This window comes from Pseudomonas sp. B3(2017) (assembly GCF_002113595.1).
GTDB classification, from domain to species: domain Bacteria; phylum Pseudomonadota; class Gammaproteobacteria; order Pseudomonadales; family Pseudomonadaceae; genus Aquipseudomonas; species Aquipseudomonas ekonensis.
The window spans coordinates 270,116-296,118 of the sequence record NZ_NEIU01000001.1; the positions used below are offsets into that span (position 1 = coordinate 270,116).

The window sequence follows — 26,003 nt, forward strand, 5'->3', positions numbered from 1 at the left end:
TAAAGACGAGGATGTAGGGATGAAAATGAAACACGTCAATGCCCGTTTGATCTGCCGGATGTCGGCCGCCGCCGCACTGGTGCTGGCCGGCAACGCGATGGCCGCCGATGCGTTCAGCTCCGATTCCAAGTGGATGACCGGCGACTGGGGCGGCGAGCGCACCAAGCTCATCGAGCAAGGCATCGACATCAAGATGGACTACGTCGGCGAGATGGGCGCCAACCTGCACGGCGGCTACAACGACGACAAGACCGGCCGCTACAGCGACCAGTTCGGTCTGGGCGTGGCCCTGGACCTGCAGAAACTGTGGGGCTGGGACAACACCCAGGCCAAGATCCAGCTGACCAACCGCAACGGCGAAAACATCTCCAACGACCGCATCGGCGACCCGCGCGCCGGCACCCTGAGCTCCTCGCAGGAAGTCTACGGCCGCGGCCACATGGTGCGTCTGACCCAGTTGTGGATCCAGCACCAGTTCTTCGACAACAAGCTCGACGTCAAGGCCGGTTACTTCGGCGAAGGCGAAGACTTCAACACCTTCCCGTGCGACTTCCAGAACCTGGCGTTCTGCGGCTCCCAGGTGGGCAACTGGGCGACCAACATCTGGTACAACTGGCCGGTCAGCCAGGCGGCGATCCGCGTGAAGTACAACATCAACGATGAGCTGTATGCGCAGATCGGCGCGTACAACCAGAACCCGTCGCAGCTGGAGCACGGCAACGGCTTCAAGCTCAGCGGCAGCGGCACCGCCGGCACCGTGCTGCCGGTCGAGCTGGTCTGGTCGCCGAAGGTCAACGGCCTGCCGGGCGAATACCGCGTGGGTTACTACAAGAGCACCGCCGACGCCAACGACGTGCGTGAGGACGGCAACGGCCTGGACGCCGCGACCACCGGCGACGCCTACCGCGTGCACAGCAGCAAGCACGGCTACTGGTTCGTGGCCCAGCAGCAGCTCACCAGCCACAACGGCGACGCGTCCCGTGGCCTGAACATCGCGGCCAACGCCACCTTCCACGACAAGGACACCAACTTCATCGACAACTACCAGTCGCTGATGTTTGTCTACAAGGGCCCGTTCGACGCGCGTCCCAAGGATGACGTGGGCATCGGCTTCGCGCGCATCCACGTCAACGACGACGTGAAGAAGAACGCCGAGCTGCTCAACGTCGCCAACGGCGTTTCGGACTACGACAACCCAGTGTTCTCGCCGCTGCGCGAAACCGAATACAACTACGAGATCAACTACGGCTTCCATGTCACCAACTGGCTGACCGTGCGCCCTAACCTGCAATACATCACCCATCCGGGCGGTGTGGATGAAGTCGACAACGCTTTGGTCGCCGGCCTGAAAATTCAGTCGGTGTTCTGACGCGTCTGCGATAAGCTCCTCTCCATGTGCGCATATTTGCGGACGGCCCTGGCTGTCCGCTTTTTTTTGGGGCCGGCGCCGCCCTGTGACACGTGATTTTCAGGACCGTGGCCCATGCATGAGCATCCGCTGCAACGCTTCTTCAGATCCCTGCGCGAACGGCCGGTGTTCGCCTGGGAGCGCTATCAGATGCGCGACGTGCTGGTGATCGACCATCCGCTGTGCCAGGCGGTGTTCAGTCGTCAGGGCGCGCAGTTGCTGCACTTTCAGCCGCGCGGGCAGAAACCGTGGCTGTGGTGCGCGGCGAAGTGGCCGCACGTCGGTGCGATCCGCGGCGGGGTGCCGGTGTGCTGGCCGTGGTACGGCCGCCATCCGAGCGAGAACGCCTGGCCGTCCCACGGTTGGGCGCGGCTGCTGGACTGGAAGCTGCTCGACAGCGCCAGCGCCGAGGACGGCGTGCGCCTGCATTGGCGACTGCAGCTGTGCGACTGGCAGGTGGACCTGCATGCGCACCTGGGCGAGCGCATGGACCTGCGCCTGAGCACCGAGCATCAGGACGACATGCCGTGCCAGTTGAGCCAGGCGTTGCACGCTTACTGGCGCATTGGCGACGTCAGTGAGATAGCGCTGTCTGGGCTGGAAGGGGCGCAGGGCTACGACCAGTTGAGCCGTGAGGCTTGCCAGCAGGAAGGCGAGCTGCGGGTCGATGGTGGCTGCCAGCGGGTGTTCCAGCACGACGGCGAACTGCAGCTCAAGGACCGCGCCTGGCAGCGCGAGCTGTGCATCGACACCGGCGAGAGCGCCGACACCGTGGTGTGGCACCCCGGTTCACGGCCGTTGCTGGGGGTGAGCTGGGACGAGGTGACGGAATTCGTCTGCGTGGAAGCGGCGGCGGGGGGCACCGACAGCCTGCACCTGGCGCCGGGGGAGAAGGCGCACCTGAGCCTGCAGGCCTGGGCGGCGGCCTGAGCCGGGTTTTGCGCTGCCTTTGCTGGCGCCATCGCCAGCAGGCTGGCTCCCACAGGGGATCGTGGGTGCCTGCGGTATCTCACCGAATCCTGTAGGAGCTTGCCTGCAAGCGATGACGCCGCAACTGCCGACATCTAGGGTGCTGACACTCCGCCATCGCCAGCAGGCTGGTTCCCACAGTTTGATTGGCGACACGGCTCCCTGTGGGAGCGGGACGGTCACGGAAGTTGCGGATCAGTCGAACTCGTCGCCCACCGGATAGCGGCTCGCGTTCAGGCTCTCCTTGATCTTGCGCAGGTGCGGCTGGAAATCCACCCCGCGGCGCAGCGTCATGCCGGTCGCCAGCACATCCAGCACGGTGAGCTGAATGATCCGCGAGGTCATCGGCATGTAGATGTCGGTGTCTTCCGGCAGCGGAATGTTCAGGCTCAGGGTGCTGGCCTTGGCCAGCGGCGAGTTCTCGGCGGTCAGGCCGAGCACCGAGGCGCCGTTCTCCCGGGCGATGCGCGCCACTTCCACCAGTTCGCGGGTGCGTCCGGTGTAGGAAATGATCACGAACAGCTCGCCGGTGTGCGCCACCGACGCGATCATGCGCTGCATCAGCACGTCGGCATGGGCGGAGACCGCAAGGTTGAAGCGGAAGAACTTGTGCTGCGCATCCAGGGCCACGGGGGCCGAGGCGCCGAGGCCGAAGAAGTGGATCTGCCGGGCCTGGATCAGCATGTCGACGGCGCGGCTGATGAGGTTCGGGTCCAGGGCCTGGCAGGCGCTGTCCAGCGAGGCGATGGCGCTGCCGAAAATCTTTTGCGTGTAGGCCTCGGGGTTGTCGTCGGCCTCCACTGCGCGGCTGACGTAAGCGGCGCCGCTGGCCAGGCTCTGGGCCAGTTGCAGCTTGAGTTCGGGGTAGCCGCTGACGCCGAACGAACGGCAGAAGCGGTTGACGGTCGGCTCACTGACCGAGGCCGCCTGGGCGAGGGCGGCGATGCTGAAGCGGGTGGCCTGCTGTGGGTTGAGCAGGATCACTTCGGCGACTTTGCGTTCGGCCTTGTTCAGCTCTTCAAGGCGACTCTGGATCTGTTCCAGTAAATTTCGCACGCGGTCCATATGGGGTTCCTAATTCACCGGCGCGGGTAGGCGCGCGGCTATGCAAATTGGGCCTTTGATGCGGCCCGTGACGGTGGCCTATCCTACTGTCGGCTCCGATCGACCACCACTCGGAATCTGCATTTTGCGAAAATGTTGTGGTTATTACTACATTTTCCCTTGAGTGATGCCTTGAAAAAAGGTATTTGTAGCTTAACTTGATAAAAGAACAAACATCATGCCTTCGATTACGGTAGAACCGTGCACCTTTGCCTTGTTCGGCGCCCTCGGCGACCTGGCCCTGCGCAAGCTGTTTCCTGCCCTTTACCACCTGGACGGCGCCGGCCTGCTGCACGAGGACACGCGCATCATCGCGCTGGCCCGTGAAGCCGGCACCGTGGAGCAGCACTTGGCGTTCATCGCCGCCGAGCTGCGCCGCTACGTGGGCAAGGAGCTGGACGAGGCGGTGGCCGAGCGCTTCCTGGCGCGCCTGAGCTACCTGCACGTCGATTTCCTCAAGGCCGAAGACTATGAGGCGCTGGCCGAGGCGGCCGGCACCGCCCAGCGCATGATCGCCTACTTCGCCACCCCGGCGGCGGTGTACGGCGCGATCTGCGAGAACCTGGCCAATGTCGGCCTGGCCCAGAACACCCGCGTGGTGCTGGAGAAGCCGATCGGCTCGGACCTGGAATCCTCGCGCAAGGTCAACGACGCCGTGGCCCAGTTCTTCCCGGAGAACCGCACCTACCGAATCGACCACTACCTGGGCAAAGAGACCGTCCAGAACCTGATCGCCCTGCGTTTCGCCAACAGCCTGTTCGAGACCCAGTGGAACCAGAACTACATCTCCCACGTGGAAATCACCGTGGCCGAGAAGGTCGGCATCGAGGGGCGCTGGGGCTACTTCGACAAGGCCGGCCAACTGCGGGACATGATCCAGAACCACCTGCTGCAGCTGCTCTGCCTGATCGCCATGGACCCGCCGGCCGACCTGTCCGCCGACAGCATCCGCGACGAGAAGGTCAAGGTGCTCAAGGCCCTGGCGCCGATCAGTCCGGAAGGCCTGACCACCCAGGTGGTGCGCGGCCAGTACATCGCCGGCCACAGCGAAGGCAAGTCCGTGCCGGGCTACCTCGAAGAACCCAATTCCAACACCCAGAGCGACACCGAAACCTTCGTCGCCCTGCGTGCCGACATCCGCAACTGGCGTTGGGCCGGCGTGCCGTTCTACCTGCGCACCGGCAAGCGCATGCCGCAGAAGCTGTCGCAGATCGTCATCCACTTCAAGGAACCGTCGCACTACATCTTCGCGCCGGAGCAGCGCCTGCAGATCAGCAACAAACTGATCATCCGCCTGCAGCCGGACGAAGGCATTTCCCTGCGTGTGATGACCAAGGACCAAGGCCTGGACAAAGGCATGCAACTGCGCAGCGGGCCGCTGCAGCTGAATTTCTCCGACACCTGGCGCAGCGCGCGGATCCCCGACGCCTACGAGCGGTTGTTGCTGGAAGTGATGAACGGCAACCAGAACCTGTTTGTCCGTAAAGATGAAATCGAAGCCGCGTGGAAGTGGTGCGACCAACTGATCGCCGGGTGGAAGAAGTCCGGCGATGCGCCCAAGCCGTATGCGGCCGGGTCGTGGGGGCCGATGAGCTCCATCGCACTGATCACGCGGGACGGGAGGTCGTGGTATGGCGATATCTGATGTGAAACTGCCGGCGGGCGTCAGCGCCCATGCCTTCAAGAGCCCGGTGCTGCTGGCCGAAGGCCTGGCGCTGAGCGTGGCCAAGCAACTGGGCGATGCCATCGCCGCCCGTGGCCACGCGGTGCTGGTGGTGTCCGGCGGGCGCAGCCCGGTGGCGTTTTTCCAGCACCTGGCCAAGCAGGACCTGGACTGGGCGAACGTCACCGTGACCCTGGCCGACGAGCGCTGGGTGCCGGTGGAACACGCCGACAGCAACGCCGGCCTGCTCAAGCAGTACCTGCTCAAGGGCCCGGCGGCCAAGGCGCAGTTCCTGAGCCTGTACAGCGCTGCCGCCAGCGTCGAACAGGCCGCCGAACAGGCCGACCGCCTGCTGGGCGAGCTGCCGGCCATCGATGTGCTGGTGCTGGGCATGGGCGACGACGGGCACACCGCCTCGCTGTTCCCCGACAGCCCGAACCTGGCCCAGGCCCTGCAGGCCGACGGCACCCGCCGTTGCTGGCCGATGCTGGCGCCGAGCGTGCCGCGTCAGCGCCTGACCATGAGCCGAGCGCTGCTGGCCTCGGCCCGGCACAAGATTCTGTCGATTTCCGGCCAGTCCAAACTGGCCACCCTGAACGCCGCAGTGGCCGGCGACGATGTCGCCGCCATGCCGGTTCGCGCGTTTCTGCAACCCACGTTAGAGATCTACTGGTGCCCATGAGCCAAGGAACAGCCGCTATGACAAACCCATCCCCGACCGTTTCCATGGCGGACAAAGTTGCCCTGATCGACAGCCTCTGCGCCAAGGCGCGGATCCTGCCGGTGATCACCATCGCCCGCGAACAGGACGTGCTGCCGCTGGCCGACGCCCTGGCCGCCGGTGGCCTGACGGCGCTGGAAGTGACCCTGCGTTCGCAGTTCGGCCTCAAGGCGATCCAGATCCTGCGCGAACAGCGTCCGGAACTGGTGACCGGCGCCGGCACCGTGCTCGACCGGCACATGCTGGCCGCCGCCGAAGCCGCCGGCTCGCAGTTCATCGTCACGCCGGGCATCACCCGCGACCTGCTCGAAGCCAGCGTCGCCAGCCCGGTGCCGCTGCTGCCGGGCATCAGCAACGCCTCCGGCATCATGGAAGGCTATGGCCTGGGCTACCGCCGCTTCAAGCTGTTCCCGGCCGAAGTCAGCGGCGGCGTGGCAGCGATCAAGGCCCTCGGCGGCCCGTTCGGCGAAGTGAAATTCTGCCCGACCGGCGGCGTGGGCCCGGCCAACATCAAGAGCTACATGGCGCTGAAGAACGTCATGTGCGTGGGCGGCAGCTGGATGCTTGATCCGGAGTGGGTCAAGAACGGCGACTGGGCCCGCATTCAGGAATGCACCGCCGAGGCCCTGGCGCTGCTGGACTGATTCCGCTTCACCCGACACTTCGTTGTGTGTTCTACGGCTTTACGGTGCGCTTGGTCGGTGCACCGTTTTTTTTTGCCCGGCGAAAAGCGGCGGGGGACATCCCGCAGCACATCCCGCGATACATGCCGCGATACATGCCGCGATACATAGTTACCGCACGACCGATCACCAGCGGCGCTAACCTGCGTGCTTCTTACGCAAAGGAGAACGCGTCATGGATGATCAGTCTTCAGCGCCGTCGTCTTGCACGGTTTACCAGTTGGCCCCCGAGCAAGTCGCCGGGCCGTACTTCCGCAATCCGAAACTGCTGCGGCGCAACATCAGCGAAGGCGCCGAGGGCCTGCCGTTGCTGCTGCGCCTGACCATCGTGGACGCCATGACCGGCGAGCCGGTCAACGGTGCGCTGGTGGACATCTGGCACTGCAATGCCCGCGGTGCCTATTCCGGCTGGAGCCGGGTCGATCCGGATGTGGAGGTCGACGCGGAGGCCGTCGGTTCGGTGCCGCGCACCGACGACGACACTTACTTGCGTGGCAGCCAGTTCAGCGACCCCAAGGGGCGGGTACGCTTCACCACCATCTATCCCGGCTACTACGCCGGGCGCACGCTGCACATCCATGTGGCGGTGCGCATCCCCAGCGGCCACGCGTACCTGGAGGAACGTCATGTCGCCTGGGTCGGCCAGCTGTACTTTCCCGAGGTCGTCTCCCGGGCGGTGCTCAACGCCAAGGCCTATCGCGGACGCGCCTCGTCACCCCTGGGCAACGATCAGGACGCCTACTTCAGCGGCATGGGCGGCGAGGCCTCGACGCTGACCGTCTGGCCGGTGGGGCGCGACAGCCACGAAGACGGGTTCTTCGGCCATTTGACGATCGGCATCGACACCTTTGCGGTGTCGACGCAGATCAAGCCCGAGGACTTCGACAAGTATACGGTGCAGGAGGTCAGCGCAGTTCGTTGAGGGCGACGACCAAGCGCTGCATGTCGGCTGCGGTGGTGGTCAGCCCCGGCGTGATGCGGATGCAGGGGCCGCACGCCGAGCCGTTGCGCGCCACGGTGAACAGGTTGAACTCGTTGAGCAAGCGATCAACCAGCACCTGCTGGTCGGGGTGACGGGTGAAGCGCATCGAGGTGATGCCGCAGTACAGGCGCGGGTCGTCCGGGGTCATCACTTCGATGCCCGGCAGGTTGCGCACGGCCTTCACCCACAGGTCGCGCAGGTGGTTGAGCCGCGCGCCCTTGGCGGGTGCGCCGCCCAGTGCCCGGTGTTCCTCGAACACCAGGGGCAGGGTCATCAGCGCCGGAAAGTTCGGGGTGCTGTAGGGGGTGCGCGAGCGGATGTCGGTGACCGGGAAGTGCGCTTCCGCCATGTCCGGATCGATGTCGGCCAGACGCTGCGGCGCGATGTAGAGGAACCCGAGGGTCAGCGGCGAACCGATCCATTTGTGCAGGTTGAAGCCGGCGAAGGCGATGCCCAGCGCCTCAAGGTCGAAATCGATCTGGCCGAGGGCATGGGCGCCGTCGAGGATGATGTCCACCCCGTGCTCCTTCGCCTGCGCGGCGATGGCCTGCACCGGCATCACCAGGCCGGTGCGGTGGGTGACGTGGGTCAGCGCCATCAGCTTGAGGTTCGGGTAGCGGACGAACGCTTCGCGGTACGTCGCCAGCAAGCCGTCGAAGCTGGCCGGGTGCGCATGCTCGATCTCGATCACCTCGACCCCGCGGCTGCCGGCGAGCCAGCGCATGGCGCTCTTGACCGTGTCGTACTCCAGGTCGCTGATCAGCACCTGGTCGCCCGGCCGCAGCCGGTTGTAGTTGCGGATCAGCGACTGCAGGGCGGCGGTGGCGTTGCAGGTGAAGGCGACGCTCTGTGCCCGCACGCCGATCAGCTCGGCCAGATGCGCGCGGATCTCAAGGCTGTCGTGCTGCTCGAAACGCTGGCGCACGTAGACCGAGTTGCTGTTGTTGATCAGCTCGATGTTGCGCTGGTATTCCTCGACCACGGTGCGCGACATGCGTCCGAAGTAGCCGTTTTCCAGGTTGATCGGGCCGGGCTGGACATCGTAGCGGTCGGCGAAGGTTTGCCAGAAGGCTTCGTCTCGGGCGCGGCGGGTGTTATCGGGCATGGTCGGCTCGCAACAGGGGGGGCGCCTCAGTGGCGCGGGGCGGGTTTGCCGTGTTTGGCGCGCAGCGGTTCAAGCAGGTCCGACAGACCGTTGTGATCGATTTCGTGCATCAGCGCCAGCAGGCCACCGAGCTCGCCGTTCGGGAAGCCCTCACGGGCGAACCAGTTCAGGTACGGGCCGGGCAGGTCGGCGATGATGCGTCCCTTGTACTTGCCGAAAGGCATTTCGCGGGTGATCAGCAGTTCGAGTTTCTCAGGGTTCATCGGGGGTAGATCCGGATTCGTTACGCTTCGGAAAATACAGGCATTCTGCATGCAGGCCAAATGACAGATCATGCAAATAAAGGGGATACAGATTTTGCCTTTCTTTATAACTCATTGATTTTTAATGGGTTAATTCAGAATCTGGCGCTGGCACGGCCGCTGCAACACCTCCTTGCATCTTCCATCGAATGTGAGGAATCAAAAAATGACCGACATGAACAAAGAGGCCATCTCCGTACTCAACGACCTGATCGAAACCAGCAAGGACGGTCAGGAAGGGTTCAAGACCTGTGCCGAAGACATCAAGCATCCGGAACTCAAGGCGCTGTTCGTCAAACGCTCCGGCGACTGCGCCGCGGCGGCCGCCGAACTGCAGGCGACCGTGCGTTCGATGGGCGGCGATCCGGAAACCTCCACCAGCGTCAGCGGCGATCTGCACCGCCGCTGGGTCGACGTCAAGGCGATGTTCACCGGCAAGGATGAAGAAGCGGTGCTCAATGAGGCCGAGCGCGGCGAGGACCACGCCCTGAAGGCGTACCGCGACGCCATCGACAAGATCAACAAGCACAATCTGGTGGGCATCCGTGACCTGGTCGAACGCCAGTACCACGGTGTGCAGCGCAATCACGATCAGGTGAAGGCCCTGCGCAACCAGGCCCGCGCGCGCTCATGATCCAACACCGCTAAAGCCGGAACTGTGGGAGCGAGCCTGCCCGCGATGGCGTCAGAACAGTCAGCATCGGTATCGACTGTCAGACGGTTTTCGCGGGCAGGCTCGCTCCCGCATTGTTTGGGCCATGCCGGTTCGCGTCAGCCGATGCTGATCGCCGGCAAGGTCGGCAGCGTCACGGTCTGCTGCTTGCGCGGCGCCAGGATCTCGGCTTCGCCGTCCACCACCAGCTCGTCGCGTTGGTTGAAGACGCGGGTGGCGATGCGCACGCGGAATTTCGGCAGTTTCTCGAGGATCTCCAGGCGTACGGTCAGGGTGTCGCCGATCTTCACCGGCTTCTGGAAGCTCATCTGCTGGCCGATGTAGATGGTGCCGGGCCCAGGCAGCTCGCAGGCGACGGCGGCGCTGATCAGCGCACCGCTGAACATGCCGTGGGCGATGCGCTCCTTGAACATGCTGGCGGCGGCGAACTCGGCGTCCAGGTGCACCGGGTTGTGGTCGCCGGACATCGCGGCGAACAGCTGGATGTCGCGCTCTTCGACGGTCTTGCTGTAGCTGGCGGTCTGGCCGACTTCAAGGGCTTCGTAAGGGATGTTGGTAACCTGGGTCATCGGTTTCGGTTCCTGTGACGGATGGGGTGAATCCAGAAAGATTACTCGGACCGGTGCGGCCGGCGGTGGCTCAGGGCCTGGTCGATCCAGGCCAGCACATCGGCGGTCACTTCGTCGCGGTTGGTCTCGTTGAACAATTCGTGCCGCGCCTGCGGATAGATCTTCAGTTGCAGGTTCTGGCTGCCGGCCGCGCGCAAGGCATCGGCCAGATCAGTCAGACGCTTGCCTTCGCTCACCGGATCACATTCGCCGCCGATCACCAGCAGCGGCAGGCCCGGATCGATCTGGGCGAGATTGGACGCTTTGCTGATCTGCTGCAACCCGCCGAGCAGGTCGATCCACAACTGGTTGGTGCAGCGGAAACCGCACAGCGGATCGGTGGCGTACTTGTCGACTTCGGCCGGATCGCGGCTCAACCAGTCGAAAGCGGTGCGCGCCGGCTTGAAGCGCTTGTTGAACGAGCCGAACGACAGCCATTCGATCAGCGCGCTGCGGCCCTTGGCGCCCTGGCGCAGTTTCTCGAAGCGGGCGATCTGCCGTGCCGCGCGGTACAGCGCCACGGGCTGGAAATTCGAGCCGCTGAGGATAGCCCCGTGCAGGCTGGCGCTGTGGTGCAGCAGATAGGCCTGGGCCAGGTAGCTGCCCATGCTGTGGCCGAGCAGCACGATCGGCACGTCGGGGTGGGCCTGGCCGATGTGCTGGTTGAGGCTGGCCAGGTCGCCGACGACCTTGCACCAGCCGTCGTCGTCGGCGAAATGCCCGAGGGTGCCGGAATCGGCGGTTTTGCCATGTCCGCGCAGGTCCGGCGCGTACACGCCGTAGCCTTCGGCGCACAACCGATCCGCCAGCCGGGCGTAGCGGGCACTGTGTTCGGCCATGCCGTGGGCCAGCAGGATCACCGCCTTCAGCGGCGCGGCGGGCAGCCACTGGTTGACGAAGAGGCGGGTGCGGTCATTCGCGTCCAGCCAGAAGGTGTCGTGGATCATGGCGATTCCTTTGCAGAGCTGCCCGGTTCGAGGTCGTTGCATTGTATAGCGCGTCCGATCCGCCCGCGCCACGGCCGCAAGATTCACGGGATCAATGGGGACGCTGCCCGTATTTGCCTGATTGACCATAGCTGCTAGTGTCCGGGGAGCCCCGCTTTTCGCGCTGCGCATTCAAAAGTGACAGAGAGGCGGCCCCGGAACGGCTCAGGTAAAGAGGACAAGAACAATGCAACCTGATTTCTGGAATGACAAACGCCCGGCGGGCGTGCCCCTGGACATCGACGCGGGTGAGTTCAAGTCGGTGATCGAGGTGTTCGAGCGTTCCTGCAAGAAATTCGCGGACCGCCCGGCGTTCAGCAACATGGGCGTGACCCTGACCTACGCCGAGCTCGAACGTCACAGCGCGGCGTTCGCCGGCTACCTGCAGGCGCACACCGATCTGGTGCCGGGGGACCGCATCGCGGTGCAGATGCCCAATGTCCTGCATTATCCGATCGCCGTGTTCGGCGCGTTGCGGGCCGGGCTGATCGTGGTCAACACCAACCCGCTGTACACCGCGCGGGAGATGCGTCACCAGTTCAAGGACTCCGGCGCCCGGGCGCTGGTGTACCTGAACATGTTCGGCCAGAAGGTGCAGCAAGTGCTGGCGGACACCGACATCCAGTACCTGATCGAAGCGAAGATGGGCGACCTGATGCCTACCGCCAAGGGCTGGCTGGTCAACACGGTGGTCAGCAAGGTGAAGAAGATGGTGCCGGCCTATTCGCTGCCCCAGGCGCTGTCGTTCAAGAGCGCGCTGCGCCTGGGCCGGGGCCTGGGCATCAAGCCGCTGAAGGTCGGCCTGGACGACATCGCCGTGCTCCAGTACACCGGCGGCACCACCGGCCTGGCCAAGGGCGCGATGCTCACCCACGGCAACCTGGTGGCCAACATGCAGCAGGTGCGCGCCTGCCTCGCCCAGCTGGGCAGCGACGGCCAGCCGCTGCTGCGCGAAGGGCAGGAGGTGATGATCGCGCCGCTGCCGCTGTACCACATCTATGCGTTCACGGCGAACTGCATGTGCATGATGGTCTCCGGAAACCACAACGTGCTGATCACCAATCCGCGGGACATAGGCGGCTTCATCAAGGAGCTGAAGAACTGGCGCTTCTCGGCGCTGCTGGGGCTCAACACCCTGTTCGTCGCGCTGATGGATCATCCGGACTTCAAGTCCCTGGACTTCTCCAGCCTCAAGCTCACCAACTCCGGCGGCACCGCGCTGGTCAAGGCCACCGCCGAGCGCTGGGAACAGCTCACCGGCTGCCGCATCACCGAGGGCTACGGCCTGACCGAAACCTCGCCGGTGGCCTGCACCAACCCCTATGGCGACCAGTCGCGGCTGGGCACGGTGGGCCTGCCGGTGCCGGGCACCACCTTGAAGGTCATCGACGACGCAGGGGTCGAGCAGGCGACAGGGGAGCGCGGCGAGCTGTGCATCAAGGGGCCGCAGATCATGAAGGGCTACTGGCAGAAGCCCGAAGCCACCGCCGAGGTGCTCGACGCCGACGGTTGGTTCAAGTCCGGCGACATCGCCGTGATCGATCCCGACGGCTTCGTGCGCATCGTCGACCGCAAGAAGGACATGATCATCGTCTCGGGCTTCAACGTGTACCCCAACGAAATCGAAGACGTGGTGATGGCCCACCCGAAGGTGGCCAACTGCGCGGTGATCGGCGTGCCGGACGAGCGCTCCGGCGAGGCGGTGAAGCTGTTTGTGGTGGCCCGGGAAACCGGCGTGAGCCTGGAAGAGCTCAAGGCCTACTGCAAAGAGAATTTCACCGCCTACAAGGTGCCCAAGCACATCGTGCTGCGCGAGTCGTTGCCGATGACGCCGGTCGGCAAGATCCTGCGGCGGGAGCTGCGGGACATCGCCTGACGAACTGCGTCTGACGCCATCGCGAGCAGGCTCGCGCCTACAGAGGCATGGACACTTCTGTAGGCGCGGGCCTGCTCGCGATTTTTTAGGGGGGTGTCCCCGAAAACCGGGGCTTTCAAGGGTGTATAGGTTTTTTGCTCTAAAATGACTTTTAAAGGGTCTTGAGTCATTTAAATGACTGTGGCGACCACTTTTGGCTCTAGTCGCCCCTTGGCAAAGCTGCTACTCTCGGCGCGCTTTGTGACTTCTCGGCCTTGAAGAAAAGCCAGACTCACCACAATAAACACACACCAATAACAATCGCATCGAATGCGGTGTTGAATTCGCGTTGCTGAGGAGTGGGCTTCCATGATCGAAGACTTTTGGAAGGATAAGTACCCCGCTGGAATTGCTGCCGACATCAATCCAGACGAGTACCCGAATATTCAAGCAGTGCTGAAGCAGTCCTGCCAGCGCTTCGCCGACAAACCGGCTTTCAGCAACCTGGGCAAGACGATCACCTACGGTGAACTGTACGAATTGTCCGGTGCCTTTGCCGCGTACCTGCAACAGCATACCGATTTGCAGCCCGGTGATCGAATCGCCGTGCAGCTGCCCAACGTCCTGCAGTACCCGGTGGCCGTCTTCGGTGCCATCCGCGCCGGGCTGATCGTGGTCAACACCAACCCGCTGTACACCGCGCGGGAGATGGAACACCAGTTCAACGACTCCGGCGCCAAGGCCCTGGTGTGCCTGGCGAACATGGCCCACCTGGCCGAGGCCGTGGTGCCCAAGACCGGCGTCAAGCACGTCATCGTCACCGAGGTCGCCGACCTGCTGTCGCCGTTCAAGCGCCTGCTGATCAACAGCGTCATCAAGTACGTGAAGAAGATGGTGCCGGCCTATCACCTGCCCAAGGCCGTCAAGTTCAACGACGTGCTGAGCAAGGGCCAGGGCCAGCCGGTGGCCGAGGCCAGCCCGGCCAGCGGCGACGTGGCCGTGCTGCAGTACACCGGCGGCACCACCGGCGTGGCCAAGGGCGCGATGCTGACCCACCGCAACCTGGTGGCGAACATGCTGCAGTGCAAGGCGCTGATGGGCTCCAACCTCAACGAGGGCTGCGAGATCCTGATCACGCCGCTGCCGCTGTACCACATCTACGCGTTCACCTTCCATTGCATGGCGATGATGCTGATCGGCAACCACAACATCCTGATCAGCAACCCGCGCGACCTGCCGGCGATGGTCAAGGAACTGTCGAAGTGGAAGTTCAGCGGCTTCGTCGGCCTCAACACCCTGTTCGTGGCGCTGTGCAACAACGAAGGCTTCCGCAAGCTGGACTTCTCGGCGCTGAAGGTCACCCTGTCCGGCGGCATGGCCCTGCAACTGGCGGCGGCCGAGCGCTGGAAAGCGGTCACCGGCTGCCCGATCTGCGAAGGCTACGGCATGACCGAAACCAGCCCGGTGGCCACGGTCAACCCGATCCAGAACATCCAGATCGGCACCATCGGCATTCCGGTGCCGTCGACCCTGTGCAAGGTCGTCGACGATGCCGGCGTCGAGCAGCCGATGGGCGAGATCGGCGAGCTGTGCGTCAAGGGCCCGCAAGTGATGAAGGGCTACTGGCAGCGCCAGGAGGCCACCGACGAGATCCTCGACAGCGAAGGCTGGCTCAAGACCGGCGACATCGCGCTGATCCAGCCGGACGGCTACATGCGCATCGTCGACCGCAAGAAAGACATGATCCTGGTCTCGGGCTTCAACGTGTACCCGAACGAGCTGGAAGACGTGCTGGTGACCCTGCCGGGCGTGCTGCAGTGCGCGGCCATCGGCATCCCTGACGAGAAGTCGGGCGAGGCGATCAAGATCTTCATCGTCGCGCGGCCGGGCGTCACCCTGACCAAGGAACAGGTGATGGAGCACATGCGCGCCAACGTCACCGGCTACAAGGTGCCGCGTTCGGTGGAGTTTCGCGATTCGCTGCCGACCACCAACGTCGGCAAGATCCTGCGCCGCGAACTGCGCGACGAAGAGCTCAAGAAGATCAAGGCCAAGAACGCCAGCGCCGCGTAAACAAGAAGCCCCGCAGATGCGGGGCTTTTTTTTGCCGGTGGCCGTGGCGAGGGCGGGTTCTGCCTTACTGGCGGAACCTGGCGAAGTTCACGTTCGTGCCCGCCGGGCGCATGTCCTGCAGGAACGAATCCTTGTCGGCGCTCAGTTCCAGGCTCAGGGCGGCCTTGCGCTTGCCCTGGTTGCGCACCACCAGGCCGTCGAGCTGTTCGCGCAGGAACGCGGTCGGCACCTTAACGTGCAGCAACTCGTCGGTGGCCGGGGTGTGCATCAGCAGGTGGATCCACGGGTATTGGCCGATCGCCAGGCGCGACATCGGGATGTCGAACCACCAGATGTTGCGGTTGCGATTCAGTTCGGTGAAGTGGCAGTTGTTGACGCCGAGCACGGCTCCGCCCAGTTGCTGGTTGATTCGGGCGATGGCCTGCGGTTTGTCGAGTTTCATGGGAATCCTGCGGGTCGGTCTTGGGCGCGTGGCGCCCGTCAGGTGGCCATTCTCGGGGCAAACCCGGCAAACATAAAGCCCGGCATGCCCGGCGCGACGAATGAAGGCCGCCGAAAATAAATGAAACCTTGGGCGAACGCGGTCAGTCCACCGTTGCGTAATGACATTTCCCCGTCAATGTTCCAAGGAGAATCACCATGGGCAGCACGAGCGATAAAGTGAAAGGCATGGCCAACGAAGCGGTCGGCAACGTCAAGCAAGGCGTCGGCAAGGCCACCGACAACCAGCGTCTGCAGGCTGAAGGCAAGCTGCAGGAAAAGAAAGGCGAAGCCCAGCAAGCGGTCGGCAAAGCCAAGGACGCGATCAAGAAAGGTGTCGACAAGGCGTGACCCGGCCTTGAACGATTCACCCCGGCGGCCATCCAAGGATGGCCGTTTTTTGTGCCGTTCACCTGCGGTCACGGAACACGGTGTTTCAACGGCGCCAAGTAAGCTACCTTGATGAAAGAGCACGGCCCCTGAGTCGCCACGACTTGAACCTGTTTGCGGCGAAAGGAGACGCGAATGATTTTTCCGGACATGAAAGGTCTGCCCCTGCACCGGGTGATGGTGCGCACGGTCACTGAATTCATCGCCGACGAGATGTCGACCTATGCCTCGGCGCTGGCCTACCAGATGCTGTTCTCGCTGTTCCCGTTCATCCTGTTCCTGATCGCCCTGATCGGTTTCCTGCACCTGCCGGACTTCTTTTCCTGGCTGCGCCTGCAATCGGAGCTGGTGCTGCCGCCCCAGGCGTTGGAGCAGGTCAACCCGGTGATCGACCAGTTGCAGCAGTCCAAGGGCGGCTTGCTCTCGGTGGGTATCGTGGTCGCCCTGTACACCGCGTCCGCCGGCGTGCGGCTGATGATGAGCGCGATGAACGCCGCTTACGACGTCGTCGAGGGCCGGCCGATCTGGAAGCGCTTTCCGCTGTCGGTCATCTACACCGTCGGCATCGCCGGGATGCTGCTGGTGGCCGCCGCGCTGATGGTGCTCGGGCCCCAGGTGATGGGCTGGATCGCGTCGCAGGTGGGGCTGGAGGAAGCGGTCGTCACGGTGTGGACGATCGCCCGCTGGCCGGTGATCGTGATCCTGATGATGGTCGCGGTGGCGGTGATCTACTACGTGATGCCCGACGTCAAGCAGGAGTTCCGCTTCATCACCCCCGGCTCGGTGCTGGCGGTGGTGGTCTGGATCGTCGCCTCCCTGGGCTTCGCGTTCTACGTCAAGACGTTCGCCAACTACAACGCGATGTATGGCAGCATCGGCGCGATCATCGTGCTGTTGCTGTACTTCTACATTTCCGCGGCGGTGCTGCTGCTCGGCGCGGAGATGAACGCGGTGATCGAACACATGTCCAGCGAGGGCAAGGATCCGGGCGAGAAAGTCCCCGGCGAGCTCGCCGAACATCCCAAACAACACGTTTCCGGCCTGGGGCGCGACCATTCGCTCAAGCCGAACGCAGACGAAGCCTGACCATGATCCGTGAAATCCTGAAGATGGGCGACGAGCGCCTGCTGCGCATCGCGCCGCCGGTGCCGGCCGAGATGTTCGACACCCCTGAACTGTGGCAATTGATCGACGACATGTTCCAGACCATGGAAAGCGTCGGCGGCGTCGGGCTGGCGGCGCCGCAGATCGGCGTCGACCTGCAGCTGGTGATCTTCGGCTTCGAGCGCAGCGAGCGTTATCCGGACGCCGAAGCGGTGCCGCAGACGATCCTGATCAACCCGCTGATCACGCCGTTGAGCCCGCTGACGGAAGAGGGCTTCGAGGGCTGCCTGTCGGTGCCCGGCCTGCGTGGCGCGGTGGACCGCTATCAACAGATCCGCTACGAAGGCGTCGACCCCAAGGGCCAGCCGATCGTGCGCACGGCGTCGGGCTTCCATGCACGGGTGGTGCAGCATGAGTGCGACCACCTGATCGGCCGGCTGTACCCGTCGCGCATCACCGATTTCAGCAAGTTCGGTTTCACCGAGGTGATGTTCCCCGACCTCGATCCCAACGCCGACGACTGATTCTGGACCTGCAGGCGCCCGCCTGCCGGCGATGGCGGCGCGTCCGTCGAGGAAGAGGTGGCTGACATTGCGCTATCGCCAGCAGGCTGGCTCCCACAGGAGAATCCTGGCCAATCAGCCAATCAGCCAATCAGCCAATCAGCCAATCAGCCAATCAGCCAATCAGCCCGCCGGTCAGCTCCGACGCGGCTCAAGCCCCATCGCAATCATCGGCTTGCTTCGCGCATAGCGGCTCAGGCGTTCGGCCAGGGCGTAGGGCAGGGCGGTGTCGACGCTGAACCCGTGCCGCTCGTAGAAACCCCGCAAGTCCGGATGGCAGAACAGCCACACCGGTTCATCCACACCGCTCACCGCTTGGGCCATCAGCCGGGCCGCCAGGCCCTGCGCGCGGCAGTCGGGAGCGACGAACAAGCCGGTCAGCCAGTGCCCGCCGGCCACCGGCCGCAGGCACAGCGCGGCGACGATCTCTTCGCGCCGGGCCACCCACAGCTGCGCTTCGCGCACGGCTTTCATCGACGAGCCGTGGGTACGGTAGAACTTGTTCATCAGCGGCCAGGACAGGGCGTCGAGCCGGGCGTACAGGGTGTCGGGCATGGCGGGGCACCGGGCTGGCGAAAGGGGCGGATTATACGGCGCGCATCCCTGAATAAATAATCTGCAAGATTGGCGAGGGCCGTTGCACAGAAGGAGGTGAATCCTGTGCCGAGCCTTGCCATGACCCACTATTTCGACGATGACCATCGCCAGCAGATCGAAGCCCTGCGCCGACGCTTCACCGCCCGCACCGAATGGCCGACCTGGCTGCTGCTGATCGGCGTTTACGGTGCCTGGTTCGCGGTGGTGCTGGGCAGCGGTCGGCTCGGTCTGTGGTGGAGCACCGCGCTGCTGATCCCGTTGCTGGTGCTGTGGCTGTCGGTGCAGCACGAACTGCTTCACGGCCACCCGACCCGTTGGGTGGCGCTGAACAAGCTGCTGGGCTATGCGCCGTTCGCGGTCTGGTATCCGTACACCCTCTACCGCGACAGTCACCTGCAGCACCATCGCGACGAACACCTGACGACCCCCGGCATCGACCCCGAGAGCCGCTACCTGAGCGCCGAACATTGGCGCGGCAGTTCGCTGCTCGGGCGCAGCCTGCACTGGCTGAACAAGACCGTGCTCGGCCGCTTCATCCTCGGCGCGCCGCTGGCGTTGCTGGCGCTGGCCGGCGAAGAGCTGCAACGCCTCAAGCGCGGCGAGCGGCAGGCCTGGCGCATGTGGCTGACCCACGGCGCCCTGACCGTGCTGATGCTGGTGTTCATCGCCCGTTGCAGCGTACTGCCGGTATGGCATTACCTCTTGCTGATCAGCGTGCCGGCGCTGTCGGTGGCGATGATCCGCTCCTACTACGAACACCGCCCGCACGTGCGACCGGAGCAGCGCACCGTGCTCAACGAGGCGGGATGGCCATGGCGCTGGCTGTTCCTGAACCTCAACTTTCACTTGGTGCACCATGACCTGCCGAAACTGGCGTGGTACGACCTGCCCCAGGCCTACCGGATGCGCCGGGCGCAGTGGGTGGCGCGCAGCGGCGGGTTCGTGGTGCAGGGGTACGGGCAGTTGTGGCGCAGGCATGGGCTCAAGCCGATCGACAGCCCTGAGCATCCCTTTCACTGATCCACCGCCATCGCGAGCCGGCTCGCGCCTACACAGGAAACTCGCTGAATGGATGACCGTTCATGACCCGACGCCACGCCGAACTCTTGATGTACACGGCCCCGGAACCGATCCGCGCCGCCAACGAACGCTGGTTGGCGCAGATCCTCGACCACCTGGGCCATAGCCGGCTCAGCGCCGAAGGCCTGTCGCTGCCTGAGCTCTGGCTGTCCCCCGATTTGCTGCTGACCCAGACCTGCGGCTATCCGTTGATGACGGCGTTGAACGGCCGGGTGCGCCTCGTCGGACGGCCCCGCTACGAACTGCCCGACAGCGGCGCCGGCCACCATTGCAGCCTGATCCTCGCCCGGGCCACCGATCCGCGCAGCGCACTGGCGGACTTTCGCGGCAGTCGCGGGGTGATCAACAGCGACGATTCCAACAGCGGCATGAACCTGCTGCGCCAGCGCCTGGCGCCGCTGCAACGTGAGGGGCGGTTCTTCGGATCGGTCGGGCACAGCGGCGGCCACCGCGAGAGCCTGCGCTGGCTGCGCGAGGAGCGCGCGGATCTGGCGGCCATCGACAGCGTGACCTACGCCTACCTGGCGCGACATGCCGCCGTCGAGGTCGAGGGGCTGCGGGTGGTGGAGCGCAGCGAACCGAGCCCGACCTTGCCTTTCATCACCCGGATCGGCGCCACGGACGAACAGGCCGAGAACCTGCGTCAGGCAATGAACCGGGCGCTGAGGGCGTTGCCGGACGTGGCGCAGACCCTCGGCCTGCCGGAAGTGCTGCCGGCCAACGAAAGCGATTACCGGATCCTGCTCGGCTATCGGGACGAGGCGCAGGCGTTGGGTTATGGCCATGTGCAGTAGCGGGTTCATCAATTCAAATCTGGAATATAAAAATTCTTTTTGAGTATTTTTAACGCATAAGGCGCCTTGCTAGGATCGCGCCACCGGACAACCGGACATACCGCGACCCTAACCCAAGGAGCCCACATGTCCGGCGCCGTCCTGTCCCGTCGTCACCCCGTCGAAGGCCTGTTCCGGGCCCATTACCGCTGGCTGTGCGCTCGCCTACGGCAGCACCTGAGCGACGATGCCGGCGTCGAGGACATCGCTGCCGAAACCTTCGCCCAATTGCTCGAGTCCTCCGGCCCCGACGCGATCCGCGAGCCCCGGGCCATGCTCACCACCATCGCCCGGCGCCTGCTGTACCAGCGTTGGCGGCGGGCCGACCTAGAGCGGCGTCACTTGAATGCCCTGCACCCGTGCGAGCCGCAGGCCTGCGCGTCTCCCGAAGAGCTGGCGCAGCTGTCGCAGGCTCTCGGCTGTCTGGACCGCAGCCTCAAGCGCTTGCCGGGCAAGGTGCGCTCGGCGTTCCTGCTGGCCCGCGTCGATGGCCTCACCTACCCGCAGATCGCCGCCGAACTGGGCATTTCCCAGCGCTCGGTCAGCGACTACATGACCCGTTCCCAAGCCCTGTGCGACCGCCACAGCGCCAACCAACCCCTGATCCGCCCCCTACAGAACAAGAGGTCCGCATGAGATCGATCAAAACACTGCTCGGTGGTTCGCTGCTCGCCCTGAGCCTGACCGTCGGCCACGCCGTGGCCACCGAGAAAACCGCGCCGATCCATTTCGGCGACATCACCTGGGAAAGCGGCAGCTTCATCACCGAAGTGCTGCGCCTGATCGTCGAGAAGGGCTACGGCTACCCGACCGACACGTTGCCGGGCAGCACCGTCAGCCTGGAAGCGGCACTGGCGAAGAACGATATCCAGGTGATCGGCGAAGAGTGGGCCGGGCGCAGTCCGGCGTGGGTCAAGGCGGCCGCCGAAGGCAAGGTGTTCGGCCTGGGCGACACGGTCAAGGGCGCCACCGAAGGTTGGTGGGTGCCGGAATACGTGATCAAGGGCGACCCGGAGCGCGGCATCAAGCCATTGGCGCCGGAGCTGAAGTCGGTGGCGGACCTGCCGCTCTACAAGGACGTGTTCCGCGATCCAGAGGATCCGAACCGCGGGCGTTTCCTCAACAGCCCGACCGGTTGGACGTCGGAGATCGTCAACAGCCAGAAGCTCAAGGCGTACGCGCTGACCGACAGTTTCGTCAACTTCCGCACCGGTTCCGGCGCGGCGCTGGATGCGGAAGTGGCGTCGTCGATCAAGCGCGGCAAGCCGGTGCTGTTCTACTACTGGTCGCCCACGCCTTTGCTGGGCCGCTACAAACTGGTCAAGCTCGACGAGCCGCCGTTCGACGCCGAAGCCTGGAAGACCCTGGCCGACGCGAGCAACCCCAACCCCAAGGGCACCCGTTCGATGCCGGCCAGCCTGGCCATCGGCGTGTCGGCGCCGTTCAAGGCGCAGTACCCGGATCTGGTGGCGTTTTTCGAGAAGGTCGATTTTCCCATCGATCAGCTGAACCGCACCTTGGCGGGCATGAGCGAGAAACGCCAGCCGCCGCGCCAGGTCGCCGAAACGTTCCTGCGCGATCAGCCGCAGGTATGGACACCGTGGGTGCCGGCGCAGGTGGCCAGCAACGTGACGGCGGGCCTTTGAAGTTCACTGACGGGCAAATAGGGTGGGCGCCGGCCTGCTGGCGATGGCTTCCGTCAAAACGCCCCTTGGCCTGATCCATGTTGTCGCTCCGGCAGGTCTGGAGCAGGGGCGACACACTTCACCCGGTTTCCTTCTCCGCGTCCCTTGTGCTGAACCGTTTCTTGTTCATTTCGCCCTCGGTACTGGCCGACTAATGGCCTTGCGCCGGGTATTGCCCTGTCTATGCTCACGTGTAACTAACTATGTCGATCGCAACTCAATGCGATTCGACCGCAAACAGTTAGTGGCTGAACAATAGCTGCCAGAGTGCGCAATTAAAGGCACCGACACTGTACCGACAAGGAGCATCTGTTAAATGGAAGTTCTCGTGCATGTTAGGGTTGGCCCGCGTGCGGGCTATCAAGAGAAGGATGTCTTGATAAGAACGTCGCCACAGGGACGCTCGGATTAAACATCATTTATCACCTGACAACTTCCTCCCGTGGAGGAAGGCGTGTGCCTGTTCTGTGGAACGTAGTGGTGGATCTTGAAAGACCTGAACTTTCATCAAATCAAAAGACCGCGCGGAAGGTGACAGAAACATGTTCAACCTACATCACAAGGCTGACCTGCAGGAAATCGAACGTTTCAGTTGTGCCCTGACCGAAGCCAACGCCAAGTTGGCGGCCATCAGCGGGTCGATGGCCATGATCGAATTCACCCCCGAAGGCATCGTGCTGGATGCCAACGAAAACTTCTGCCGGACCATGGGCTACGGTGCCGACGAGGTGCGCGGCAAGCATCACCGGATCTTTTGCGAGGAAGCGTTCTACCGCAGCGAAGAGTACGCGAAGCTGTGGCGCGACCTGGCCCGTGGGGAGCCGATCAGCGGTACGTTCCTGCGCTTGCACAAGAGCGGTCGGGAAATCTGGCTCGAAGCCAGTTACATGCCGGTGTACGGCCCGGACAAACAAGTGCGCAGCGTGATCAAAGTGGCGTCGGACATTACCGACCGCGTCAACAAGGAGCACGAAGAGGAAAACATGCTCGCGGCGATCGGCCGATCCATGGCGGTGATCGAGTTCACGCCCGAAGGCAATGTCATCACCGCCAACGAAAACTTCCTCAAGACCATGCAGTATTCGCTCAATGAGATCATCGGCCACCACCACAGCCTGTTCTGTCACCGGGCCGAGGCCGAGTCGGCGCAGTACAAGGCGTTCTGGGCGTCGCTCAACCGCGGCGAATATCACTCGCACCGTTTCGAGCGCAAGAACAAGTCCGGGCAGACGGTGTACCTCGAAGCCTCCTACAACCCGCTGTTCGACGCCAAGGGACGGTTGTACAAAGTGGTGAAGTTCGCCAGCGACATCACCCACCAGATGAACACGTTGCAGACCGCTGCGGAATCGGCCCACAGCACTTCGGTGCAAAACGACGCCTGCGCGCAAAAGGGTTCGCAGGTCGTGCAGCAGACCGTGCAGATCATTCAGGACATTTCCCGCGACCTCAACGAGGCGGCGCTGAGCATCGATGCGGTGAGCAAGCAGTCGGACATCATCGGCACCATCGTCCAGACCATCCGCGGCATCGCCGACCAGACCAACCTCTTGGCGCTCAACGCGGCCATCGAGGCGGCGCGGGCGGGGGAGCACGGGCGCGGGTTCGCGGTGGTGGCGGACGAGGTGCGCAGCCTGGCGGCGCGGACCAGTCAGGCGACCCTGGAAATCGTCGAAGTGGTGCGCAAGAACCATGACCTGTCGTTGAGCGCGGTGTCGAGCATGCAGTCGAGCCTGAGCCGCACCGGGCTGGGGGTGGAGCTGGCGAACGAGGCGGGGGATGCGATCCGCGAGATCCAGCAGGGGTCGCGGCATGTGGTGGATGCGATCAGCCAGTTCAACGAGACGTTGCAGTTGAACTGACGCCATCGCCGGCCGGCTCGCGCATTGTCTTGCGGCGGCCGCGAATTCGGCGTTCACCCACGATCCCTGTGGGAGCCGGCCTGCTGGCTTTGGCTCCCACGGGGTTTCCTTTACGACCGATTCAAGGGGCTCAGAGCGAGGCGAGGAACTTGTCCGCCATCTTGTCGCTGTCCTTGATGTCGTTGACGTTCTCTTTGTCCGATTGCGCCAGTTTCATCTTGTCCTGCAGGCGCTGGGCGATTTCCTTGGCCACGGCCAGTTGCTTCTCCGGCGGCATGTTTTTGATGTCGTCCTCGGTCAGACCCATTTCCTGCAGGATGCTGTCGCGCAGGCGCTGCTCCGGCGACTTGCTCATGTAGTCCTTGAACTCTTCGGTGGCGGTCTTGGCGCCGACCTTGGCGTCGGAAGCGTCGGTGGTCTGCAGGCCGACGCGGGTCTTGGCGAAGGCTTCGTCGACGTTGTCGTTGATGCGGTTGGCTTCGCTGACCTGCTGGGTGGCGACCTGGGTGGCCGAAGCCTGCACCTTGTTGGCGGTTTCGGTGGACTGCATCGGCGCCTGGTTCTGCAGGGTCTGCAGCATGGCGCCGTGGAGGCCGCTTTGCAGGCCGGCGGCTGCGGTGGCCGTGGCGTCCTCGGAAAGGCGCTTGGGCAGGTGGATGATTGCCTGTTGTTTAGCACTGACCAACATGATGGATGGGCCTGTAGGTAATGACTGACCCGGGTGAGGCAGCAATTACCGTGCCCATCTGCAAAGCTTAATAAAATCAAAGACTTGAGCGTTTTAACTGTCGGGTTAACGGTCAACCCTTGCCGCTGGCGGCAGGGGCCGTCCGCCTCAGGCCGGATCCGGCAACGCCGAGGCCGGCAGGCCGAACACCCGGTCGAACAGCCAGTTGAAGGCAAACGTGTAGCAGGGGATGAACACGATCAGCGCCAGATCCAACAGGAAGGCCTGCACCAAGCTGATGTCCATCCACCAGGCGATCAGCGGAATCAGGAACACGATCAGCGTCAGCTGGAAACCCACGGCATGGGCGATGCGCCGTTTGACCGTGCGCGTGCGGGACTTCTGCAGACTTTCCCAACGCTCGAAGAGCGAGGTGTAGATGAAGTTCCAGGTCACGGCGATGGTGGTGATGATCACCGCCAGGGGGCCGGTGCTGCCGGGGGAGGTGCCGGACAACAGCGCCAGGCCGAGGGCGGAGAAGGTCATGCCGATCACTTCGTAGAGCGACACGTAGACCAGTTTGCGGTTGACGCCTTGCATGGGGATTGCCTCTTTCTTGCGACTGACGGCCAGCGGGGCTGGCCAAGTCGGCGAAAGATAGCTTCAATGTTAGTGACAGAAAAAGTCAGAAGCTTTCAGGTTTATTGATAGGTGACGGGTTTGAATTTCAGCAGCGACAGCATCGAACTGTTCCTGGCGGTAATCGAGCGCGGCTCGTTTTCCGCCGCCGCCCGGGCCTTGGGCAAGGTGCCGTCGGCGGTGAGCATGGGCATCGGCAACCTGGAGGCTGAACTTGGCTATCCGCTGTTCGACCGCCATCACCGCGAGCCGCAGCCCACGGCGATGGCCCTGTCGCTGGTGCCCCACGCACGTCTGATCGCCGAACAGCTCAAGCAGTTGCAGGTGCACGCGGTGCAGTTGTCGTTGGGGCTGGAGAGCAGGCTGTCGATCGGCGTGGCGGCGGACATCGACCGGCGCCGGCTGATGGTGGCGATCAAGGTGCTCGCCGGACGCCATCCGCTGCTTGACGTCGAAGTGCTGACCGCCCCGCAGGATGACGTGCTGGCGATGCTGCACAGCGGACGGGTCAGTGTGTGCCTGGCGTTCGCCGGGCTGAGCATGAACGTGCTCGAGCGGTTTCAGTTCGTCGGCAGCGAACGGATGATCGCCACCCTGGCGGCGGACAGTCCGCTGTGGCAAGGGCAGGACCTGTTTCTGGAGGATCTGGTGCACGTGCGGCAGATCGTCGTCGCCAGCCGCGACCTGCCGGTCAGCGACACCCGCCCGCTGGTGGCCGAGTCCCACTGGCGCACCGACAGCCTGGCCACGGCCCTAGAGATGGTCGAGGCGGGGTTGGGCTGGGGCAACTTCCCGTTGTCGGTGGTGCAGCCGTGGCTCGATGCGGGGCGGCTCAAGCGGCTGAACTTTCGCAACATCGAAAACGGCCTGGTGCTGCCGGTGCATGCGGTGTGGCTCAAGCGCCAGCCCTTGCAGAAGGGGGCGCTGGCGCTGGTCGAGTTGTTGGGCTCCTGAGCCCGGCGGATTGCCCC

The 26,003-nt window shown here is 64.0% G+C and carries 26 protein-coding genes and 2 pseudogenes; 19 read left to right on the plus strand and 9 right to left on the minus strand.

Annotated features, from left to right (window positions below):
- Window positions 1–19 precede the first annotated feature (19 nt).
- Window positions 20–1,369: a carbohydrate porin gene (locus tag CAG33_RS01090; protein ID WP_085580548.1), complete on the plus strand. Its 1,350-nt coding sequence runs from the start codon at window positions 20–22 to the stop codon at window positions 1,367–1,369.
- A gap of 114 nt (window positions 1,370–1,483) precedes the next feature.
- Window positions 1,484–2,338: a D-hexose-6-phosphate mutarotase gene (locus CAG33_RS01095; protein ID WP_085629563.1), complete on the plus strand. Its 855-nt coding sequence runs from the start codon at window positions 1,484–1,486 to the stop codon at window positions 2,336–2,338.
- Between the two features lie 234 nt (window positions 2,339–2,572).
- Here CAG33_RS01095 and CAG33_RS01100 read toward each other — a convergent pair whose 3' ends face one another.
- A complete protein-coding gene (locus CAG33_RS01100) occupies window positions 2,573–3,433 on the minus strand; it encodes a MurR/RpiR family transcriptional regulator (RefSeq protein ID WP_170929938.1) in 861 nt (286 codons plus the stop codon).
- Between the two features lie 226 nt (window positions 3,434–3,659).
- Between CAG33_RS01100 and zwf the strand changes: the two genes are divergently transcribed.
- From zwf to CAG33_RS01120, 4 genes are all read left to right on the plus strand, one after another.
- Window positions 3,660–5,126 carry a glucose-6-phosphate dehydrogenase gene (gene zwf / locus CAG33_RS01105; protein WP_085636627.1) on the plus strand — a complete coding sequence of 489 codons (1,467 nt, stop codon included), beginning with the start codon at window positions 3,660–3,662 and terminating at the stop codon, window positions 5,124–5,126.
- A complete protein-coding gene (gene pgl / locus CAG33_RS01110; RefSeq protein WP_085629567.1) occupies window positions 5,113–5,826 on the plus strand; it encodes a 6-phosphogluconolactonase in 714 nt (237 codons plus the stop codon). Before zwf ends, pgl begins: the two co-directional genes overlap by 14 nt.
- A gap of 17 nt (window positions 5,827–5,843) precedes the next feature.
- On the plus strand, window positions 5,844–6,509 hold the full coding sequence (locus CAG33_RS01115; RefSeq protein WP_085580559.1) for a bifunctional 4-hydroxy-2-oxoglutarate aldolase/2-dehydro-3-deoxy-phosphogluconate aldolase: 666 nt from the start codon (window positions 5,844–5,846) through the stop codon (window positions 6,507–6,509).
- A 214-nt stretch (window positions 6,510–6,723) separates the two neighbouring features.
- Window positions 6,724–7,470, plus strand: a complete 747-nt coding sequence (locus CAG33_RS01120) for an intradiol ring-cleavage dioxygenase (RefSeq protein WP_085580561.1) — start codon at window positions 6,724–6,726, stop codon at window positions 7,468–7,470.
- Here the strand turns inward: CAG33_RS01120 and CAG33_RS01125 are convergent.
- Entirely contained in the window at window positions 7,454–8,635 is a 1,182-nt protein-coding gene (locus tag CAG33_RS01125) for an aminotransferase class V-fold PLP-dependent enzyme (protein ID WP_085580563.1), read from the minus strand. The genes CAG33_RS01120 and CAG33_RS01125 overlap by 17 nt on opposite strands.
- Before the next feature lie 26 nt (window positions 8,636–8,661).
- Window positions 8,662–8,898, minus strand: a complete 237-nt coding sequence (locus CAG33_RS01130) for a DUF3820 family protein (RefSeq protein ID WP_085580565.1) — start codon at window positions 8,896–8,898, stop codon at window positions 8,662–8,664.
- Between the two features lie 205 nt (window positions 8,899–9,103).
- Between CAG33_RS01130 and CAG33_RS01135 the strand changes: the two genes are divergently transcribed.
- Window positions 9,104–9,571 (plus strand): PA2169 family four-helix-bundle protein, encoded by a 468-nt coding sequence (locus tag CAG33_RS01135; RefSeq protein ID WP_085580567.1) that lies wholly within the window; start codon window positions 9,104–9,106, stop codon window positions 9,569–9,571.
- A gap of 137 nt (window positions 9,572–9,708) precedes the next feature.
- Here CAG33_RS01135 and CAG33_RS01140 read toward each other — a convergent pair whose 3' ends face one another.
- Entirely contained in the window at window positions 9,709–10,179 is a 471-nt protein-coding gene (locus tag CAG33_RS01140) for a MaoC family dehydratase (RefSeq protein WP_003227420.1), read from the minus strand.
- Between the two features lie 41 nt (window positions 10,180–10,220).
- Window positions 10,221–11,165 carry an alpha/beta hydrolase gene (locus tag CAG33_RS01145; RefSeq protein WP_085629573.1) on the minus strand — a complete coding sequence of 315 codons (945 nt, stop codon included), beginning with the start codon at window positions 11,163–11,165 and terminating at the stop codon, window positions 10,221–10,223.
- A 226-nt stretch (window positions 11,166–11,391) separates the two neighbouring features.
- Here CAG33_RS01145 and fadD2 point away from each other — a divergent pair, with 226 nt between their 5' ends.
- Together fadD2 and fadD1 are read left to right on the plus strand one after the other, a co-directional pair.
- Window positions 11,392–13,080 carry a long-chain-fatty-acid--CoA ligase FadD2 gene (fadD2, locus tag CAG33_RS01150; protein WP_085636629.1) on the plus strand — a complete coding sequence of 563 codons (1,689 nt, stop codon included), beginning with the start codon at window positions 11,392–11,394 and terminating at the stop codon, window positions 13,078–13,080.
- A gap of 348 nt (window positions 13,081–13,428) precedes the next feature.
- Window positions 13,429–15,132, plus strand: coding sequence for a long-chain-fatty-acid--CoA ligase FadD1 (fadD1, locus tag CAG33_RS01155; RefSeq protein ID WP_085580573.1), 1,704 nt, complete (start codon window positions 13,429–13,431; stop codon window positions 15,130–15,132).
- Window positions 15,133–15,196: 64 nt separating this feature from the next.
- On the opposite strand, the gene CAG33_RS01160 is transcribed toward fadD1, so the two are convergent.
- The gene (locus CAG33_RS01160; protein ID WP_085580575.1) at window positions 15,197–15,574 is read right to left on the minus strand and encodes a hypothetical protein; all 378 of its coding nucleotides are present in this window, start codon (window positions 15,572–15,574) and stop codon (window positions 15,197–15,199) included.
- 197 nt (window positions 15,575–15,771) lie between these two features.
- Between CAG33_RS01160 and CAG33_RS01165 the strand changes: the two genes are divergently transcribed.
- The 3 genes from CAG33_RS01165 to def all read left to right on the plus strand — a co-directional run bounded on the left by CAG33_RS01165 (window position 15,772) and on the right by def (window position 17,630).
- Window positions 15,772–15,963 carry a CsbD family protein gene (locus tag CAG33_RS01165; protein ID WP_085580577.1) on the plus strand — a complete coding sequence of 64 codons (192 nt, stop codon included), beginning with the start codon at window positions 15,772–15,774 and terminating at the stop codon, window positions 15,961–15,963.
- Window positions 15,964–16,137: 174 nt separating this feature from the next.
- Window positions 16,138–17,088, plus strand: coding sequence for a YihY/virulence factor BrkB family protein (locus tag CAG33_RS01170; RefSeq protein ID WP_085580580.1), 951 nt, complete (start codon window positions 16,138–16,140; stop codon window positions 17,086–17,088).
- Between the two features lie 2 nt (window positions 17,089–17,090).
- Window positions 17,091–17,630, plus strand: coding sequence for a peptide deformylase (gene def, locus CAG33_RS01175; protein WP_085580581.1), 540 nt, complete (start codon window positions 17,091–17,093; stop codon window positions 17,628–17,630).
- A gap of 174 nt (window positions 17,631–17,804) precedes the next feature.
- Here the strand turns inward: def and CAG33_RS01180 are convergent, their stop codons facing one another.
- Entirely contained in the window at window positions 17,805–18,224 is a 420-nt protein-coding gene (locus CAG33_RS01180) for a GNAT family N-acetyltransferase (protein WP_085580582.1), read from the minus strand.
- 120 nt (window positions 18,225–18,344) lie between these two features.
- Between CAG33_RS01180 and CAG33_RS01185 the strand changes: the two genes are divergently transcribed.
- The 6 genes and pseudogenes from CAG33_RS01185 to CAG33_RS28940 all read left to right on the plus strand — a co-directional run.
- Window positions 18,345–19,286 (plus strand): fatty acid desaturase, encoded by a 942-nt coding sequence (locus CAG33_RS01185; protein ID WP_085580583.1) that lies wholly within the window; start codon window positions 18,345–18,347, stop codon window positions 19,284–19,286.
- A gap of 62 nt (window positions 19,287–19,348) precedes the next feature.
- Complete coding sequence (locus tag CAG33_RS01190; protein WP_085636632.1) at window positions 19,349–20,140, plus strand: phosphate/phosphite/phosphonate ABC transporter substrate-binding protein; 792 nt, start codon at window positions 19,349–19,351, stop codon at window positions 20,138–20,140.
- A 126-nt stretch (window positions 20,141–20,266) separates the two neighbouring features.
- The gene (locus tag CAG33_RS01195; protein WP_085636634.1) at window positions 20,267–20,815 is read left to right on the plus strand and encodes a sigma-70 family RNA polymerase sigma factor; all 549 of its coding nucleotides are present in this window, start codon (window positions 20,267–20,269) and stop codon (window positions 20,813–20,815) included.
- Window positions 20,812–21,825, plus strand: a complete 1,014-nt coding sequence (locus CAG33_RS01200; protein ID WP_085580589.1) for an ABC transporter substrate-binding protein — start codon at window positions 20,812–20,814, stop codon at window positions 21,823–21,825. The genes CAG33_RS01195 and CAG33_RS01200 overlap by 4 nt, the downstream gene beginning before the upstream one ends.
- 686 nt (window positions 21,826–22,511) lie before the next feature.
- Window positions 22,512–23,177: pseudogene (locus tag CAG33_RS28935) on the plus strand (PAS domain-containing protein); the annotation flags it as partial.
- A 117-nt stretch (window positions 23,178–23,294) separates the two neighbouring features.
- Window positions 23,295–23,726, plus strand: a pseudogene (locus CAG33_RS28940) (methyl-accepting chemotaxis protein); the annotation flags it as partial.
- Window positions 23,727–23,856: 130 nt separating this feature from the next.
- Here CAG33_RS28940 and CAG33_RS01210 read toward each other — a convergent pair.
- Both CAG33_RS01210 and CAG33_RS01215 read right to left on the minus strand, forming a co-directional pair.
- Entirely contained in the window at window positions 23,857–24,414 is a 558-nt protein-coding gene (locus CAG33_RS01210; protein WP_085629579.1) for a hypothetical protein, read from the minus strand.
- 147 nt (window positions 24,415–24,561) lie between these two features.
- A complete protein-coding gene (locus tag CAG33_RS01215) occupies window positions 24,562–24,993 on the minus strand; it encodes a PACE efflux transporter (RefSeq protein WP_085636636.1) in 432 nt (143 codons plus the stop codon).
- Window positions 24,994–25,113: 120 nt separating this feature from the next.
- Here CAG33_RS01215 and CAG33_RS01220 point away from each other — a divergent pair, with 120 nt between their 5' ends.
- Window positions 25,114–25,986 (plus strand): LysR family transcriptional regulator, encoded by an 873-nt coding sequence (locus CAG33_RS01220; protein WP_085636638.1) that lies wholly within the window; start codon window positions 25,114–25,116, stop codon window positions 25,984–25,986.
- Window positions 25,987–26,003: the final 17 nt, after the last annotated feature.

Excerpts from the sequence above, each read along its gene's own strand:
- fadD2 (WP_085636629.1), top strand. The coding sequence starts at position 11,392 with ATGCAACCTGATTTCTGGAATGACAAACGCCCGGCGGGCGTGCCCCTG.
- CAG33_RS01200 (WP_085580589.1), top strand. The coding sequence starts at position 20,812 with ATGAGATCGATCAAAACACTGCTCGGTGGTTCGCTGCTCGCCCTGAGC.
- CAG33_RS01165 (WP_085580577.1), top strand. The coding sequence starts at position 15,772 with ATGGGCAGCACGAGCGATAAAGTGAAAGGCATGGCCAACGAAGCGGTC.
- CAG33_RS01195 (WP_085636634.1), top strand. The coding sequence starts at position 20,267 with ATGTCCGGCGCCGTCCTGTCCCGTCGTCACCCCGTCGAAGGCCTGTTC.
- CAG33_RS01185 (WP_085580583.1), top strand. The coding sequence starts at position 18,345 with ATGACCCACTATTTCGACGATGACCATCGCCAGCAGATCGAAGCCCTG.
- CAG33_RS01190 (WP_085636632.1), top strand. The coding sequence starts at position 19,349 with ATGACCCGACGCCACGCCGAACTCTTGATGTACACGGCCCCGGAACCG.
- CAG33_RS01115 (WP_085580559.1), top strand. The coding sequence starts at position 5,844 with ATGACAAACCCATCCCCGACCGTTTCCATGGCGGACAAAGTTGCCCTG.
- CAG33_RS01170 (WP_085580580.1), top strand. The coding sequence starts at position 16,138 with ATGATTTTTCCGGACATGAAAGGTCTGCCCCTGCACCGGGTGATGGTG.
- CAG33_RS01090 (WP_085580548.1), top strand. The coding sequence starts at position 20 with ATGAAAATGAAACACGTCAATGCCCGTTTGATCTGCCGGATGTCGGCC.
- CAG33_RS01210 (WP_085629579.1), bottom strand. The coding sequence starts at position 24,414 with ATGTTGGTCAGTGCTAAACAACAGGCAATCATCCACCTGCCCAAGCGC.
- pgl (WP_085629567.1), top strand. The coding sequence starts at position 5,113 with ATGGCGATATCTGATGTGAAACTGCCGGCGGGCGTCAGCGCCCATGCC.
- CAG33_RS01135 (WP_085580567.1), top strand. The coding sequence starts at position 9,104 with ATGACCGACATGAACAAAGAGGCCATCTCCGTACTCAACGACCTGATC.
- CAG33_RS01095 (WP_085629563.1), top strand. The coding sequence starts at position 1,484 with ATGCATGAGCATCCGCTGCAACGCTTCTTCAGATCCCTGCGCGAACGG.
- CAG33_RS01180 (WP_085580582.1), bottom strand. The coding sequence starts at position 18,224 with ATGCCCGACACCCTGTACGCCCGGCTCGACGCCCTGTCCTGGCCGCTG.
- CAG33_RS01145 (WP_085629573.1), bottom strand. The coding sequence starts at position 11,165 with ATGATCCACGACACCTTCTGGCTGGACGCGAATGACCGCACCCGCCTC.
- zwf (WP_085636627.1), top strand. The coding sequence starts at position 3,660 with ATGCCTTCGATTACGGTAGAACCGTGCACCTTTGCCTTGTTCGGCGCC.
- CAG33_RS01215 (WP_085636636.1), bottom strand. The coding sequence starts at position 24,993 with ATGCAAGGCGTCAACCGCAAACTGGTCTACGTGTCGCTCTACGAAGTG.
- def (WP_085580581.1), top strand. The coding sequence starts at position 17,091 with ATGATCCGTGAAATCCTGAAGATGGGCGACGAGCGCCTGCTGCGCATC.
- CAG33_RS01140 (WP_003227420.1), bottom strand. The coding sequence starts at position 10,179 with ATGACCCAGGTTACCAACATCCCTTACGAAGCCCTTGAAGTCGGCCAG.
- fadD1 (WP_085580573.1), top strand. The coding sequence starts at position 13,429 with ATGATCGAAGACTTTTGGAAGGATAAGTACCCCGCTGGAATTGCTGCC.
- CAG33_RS01125 (WP_085580563.1), bottom strand. The coding sequence starts at position 8,635 with ATGCCCGATAACACCCGCCGCGCCCGAGACGAAGCCTTCTGGCAAACC.
- CAG33_RS01130 (WP_085580565.1), bottom strand. The coding sequence starts at position 8,898 with ATGAACCCTGAGAAACTCGAACTGCTGATCACCCGCGAAATGCCTTTC.
- CAG33_RS01160 (WP_085580575.1), bottom strand. The coding sequence starts at position 15,574 with ATGAAACTCGACAAACCGCAGGCCATCGCCCGAATCAACCAGCAACTG.
- CAG33_RS01120 (WP_085580561.1), top strand. The coding sequence starts at position 6,724 with ATGGATGATCAGTCTTCAGCGCCGTCGTCTTGCACGGTTTACCAGTTG.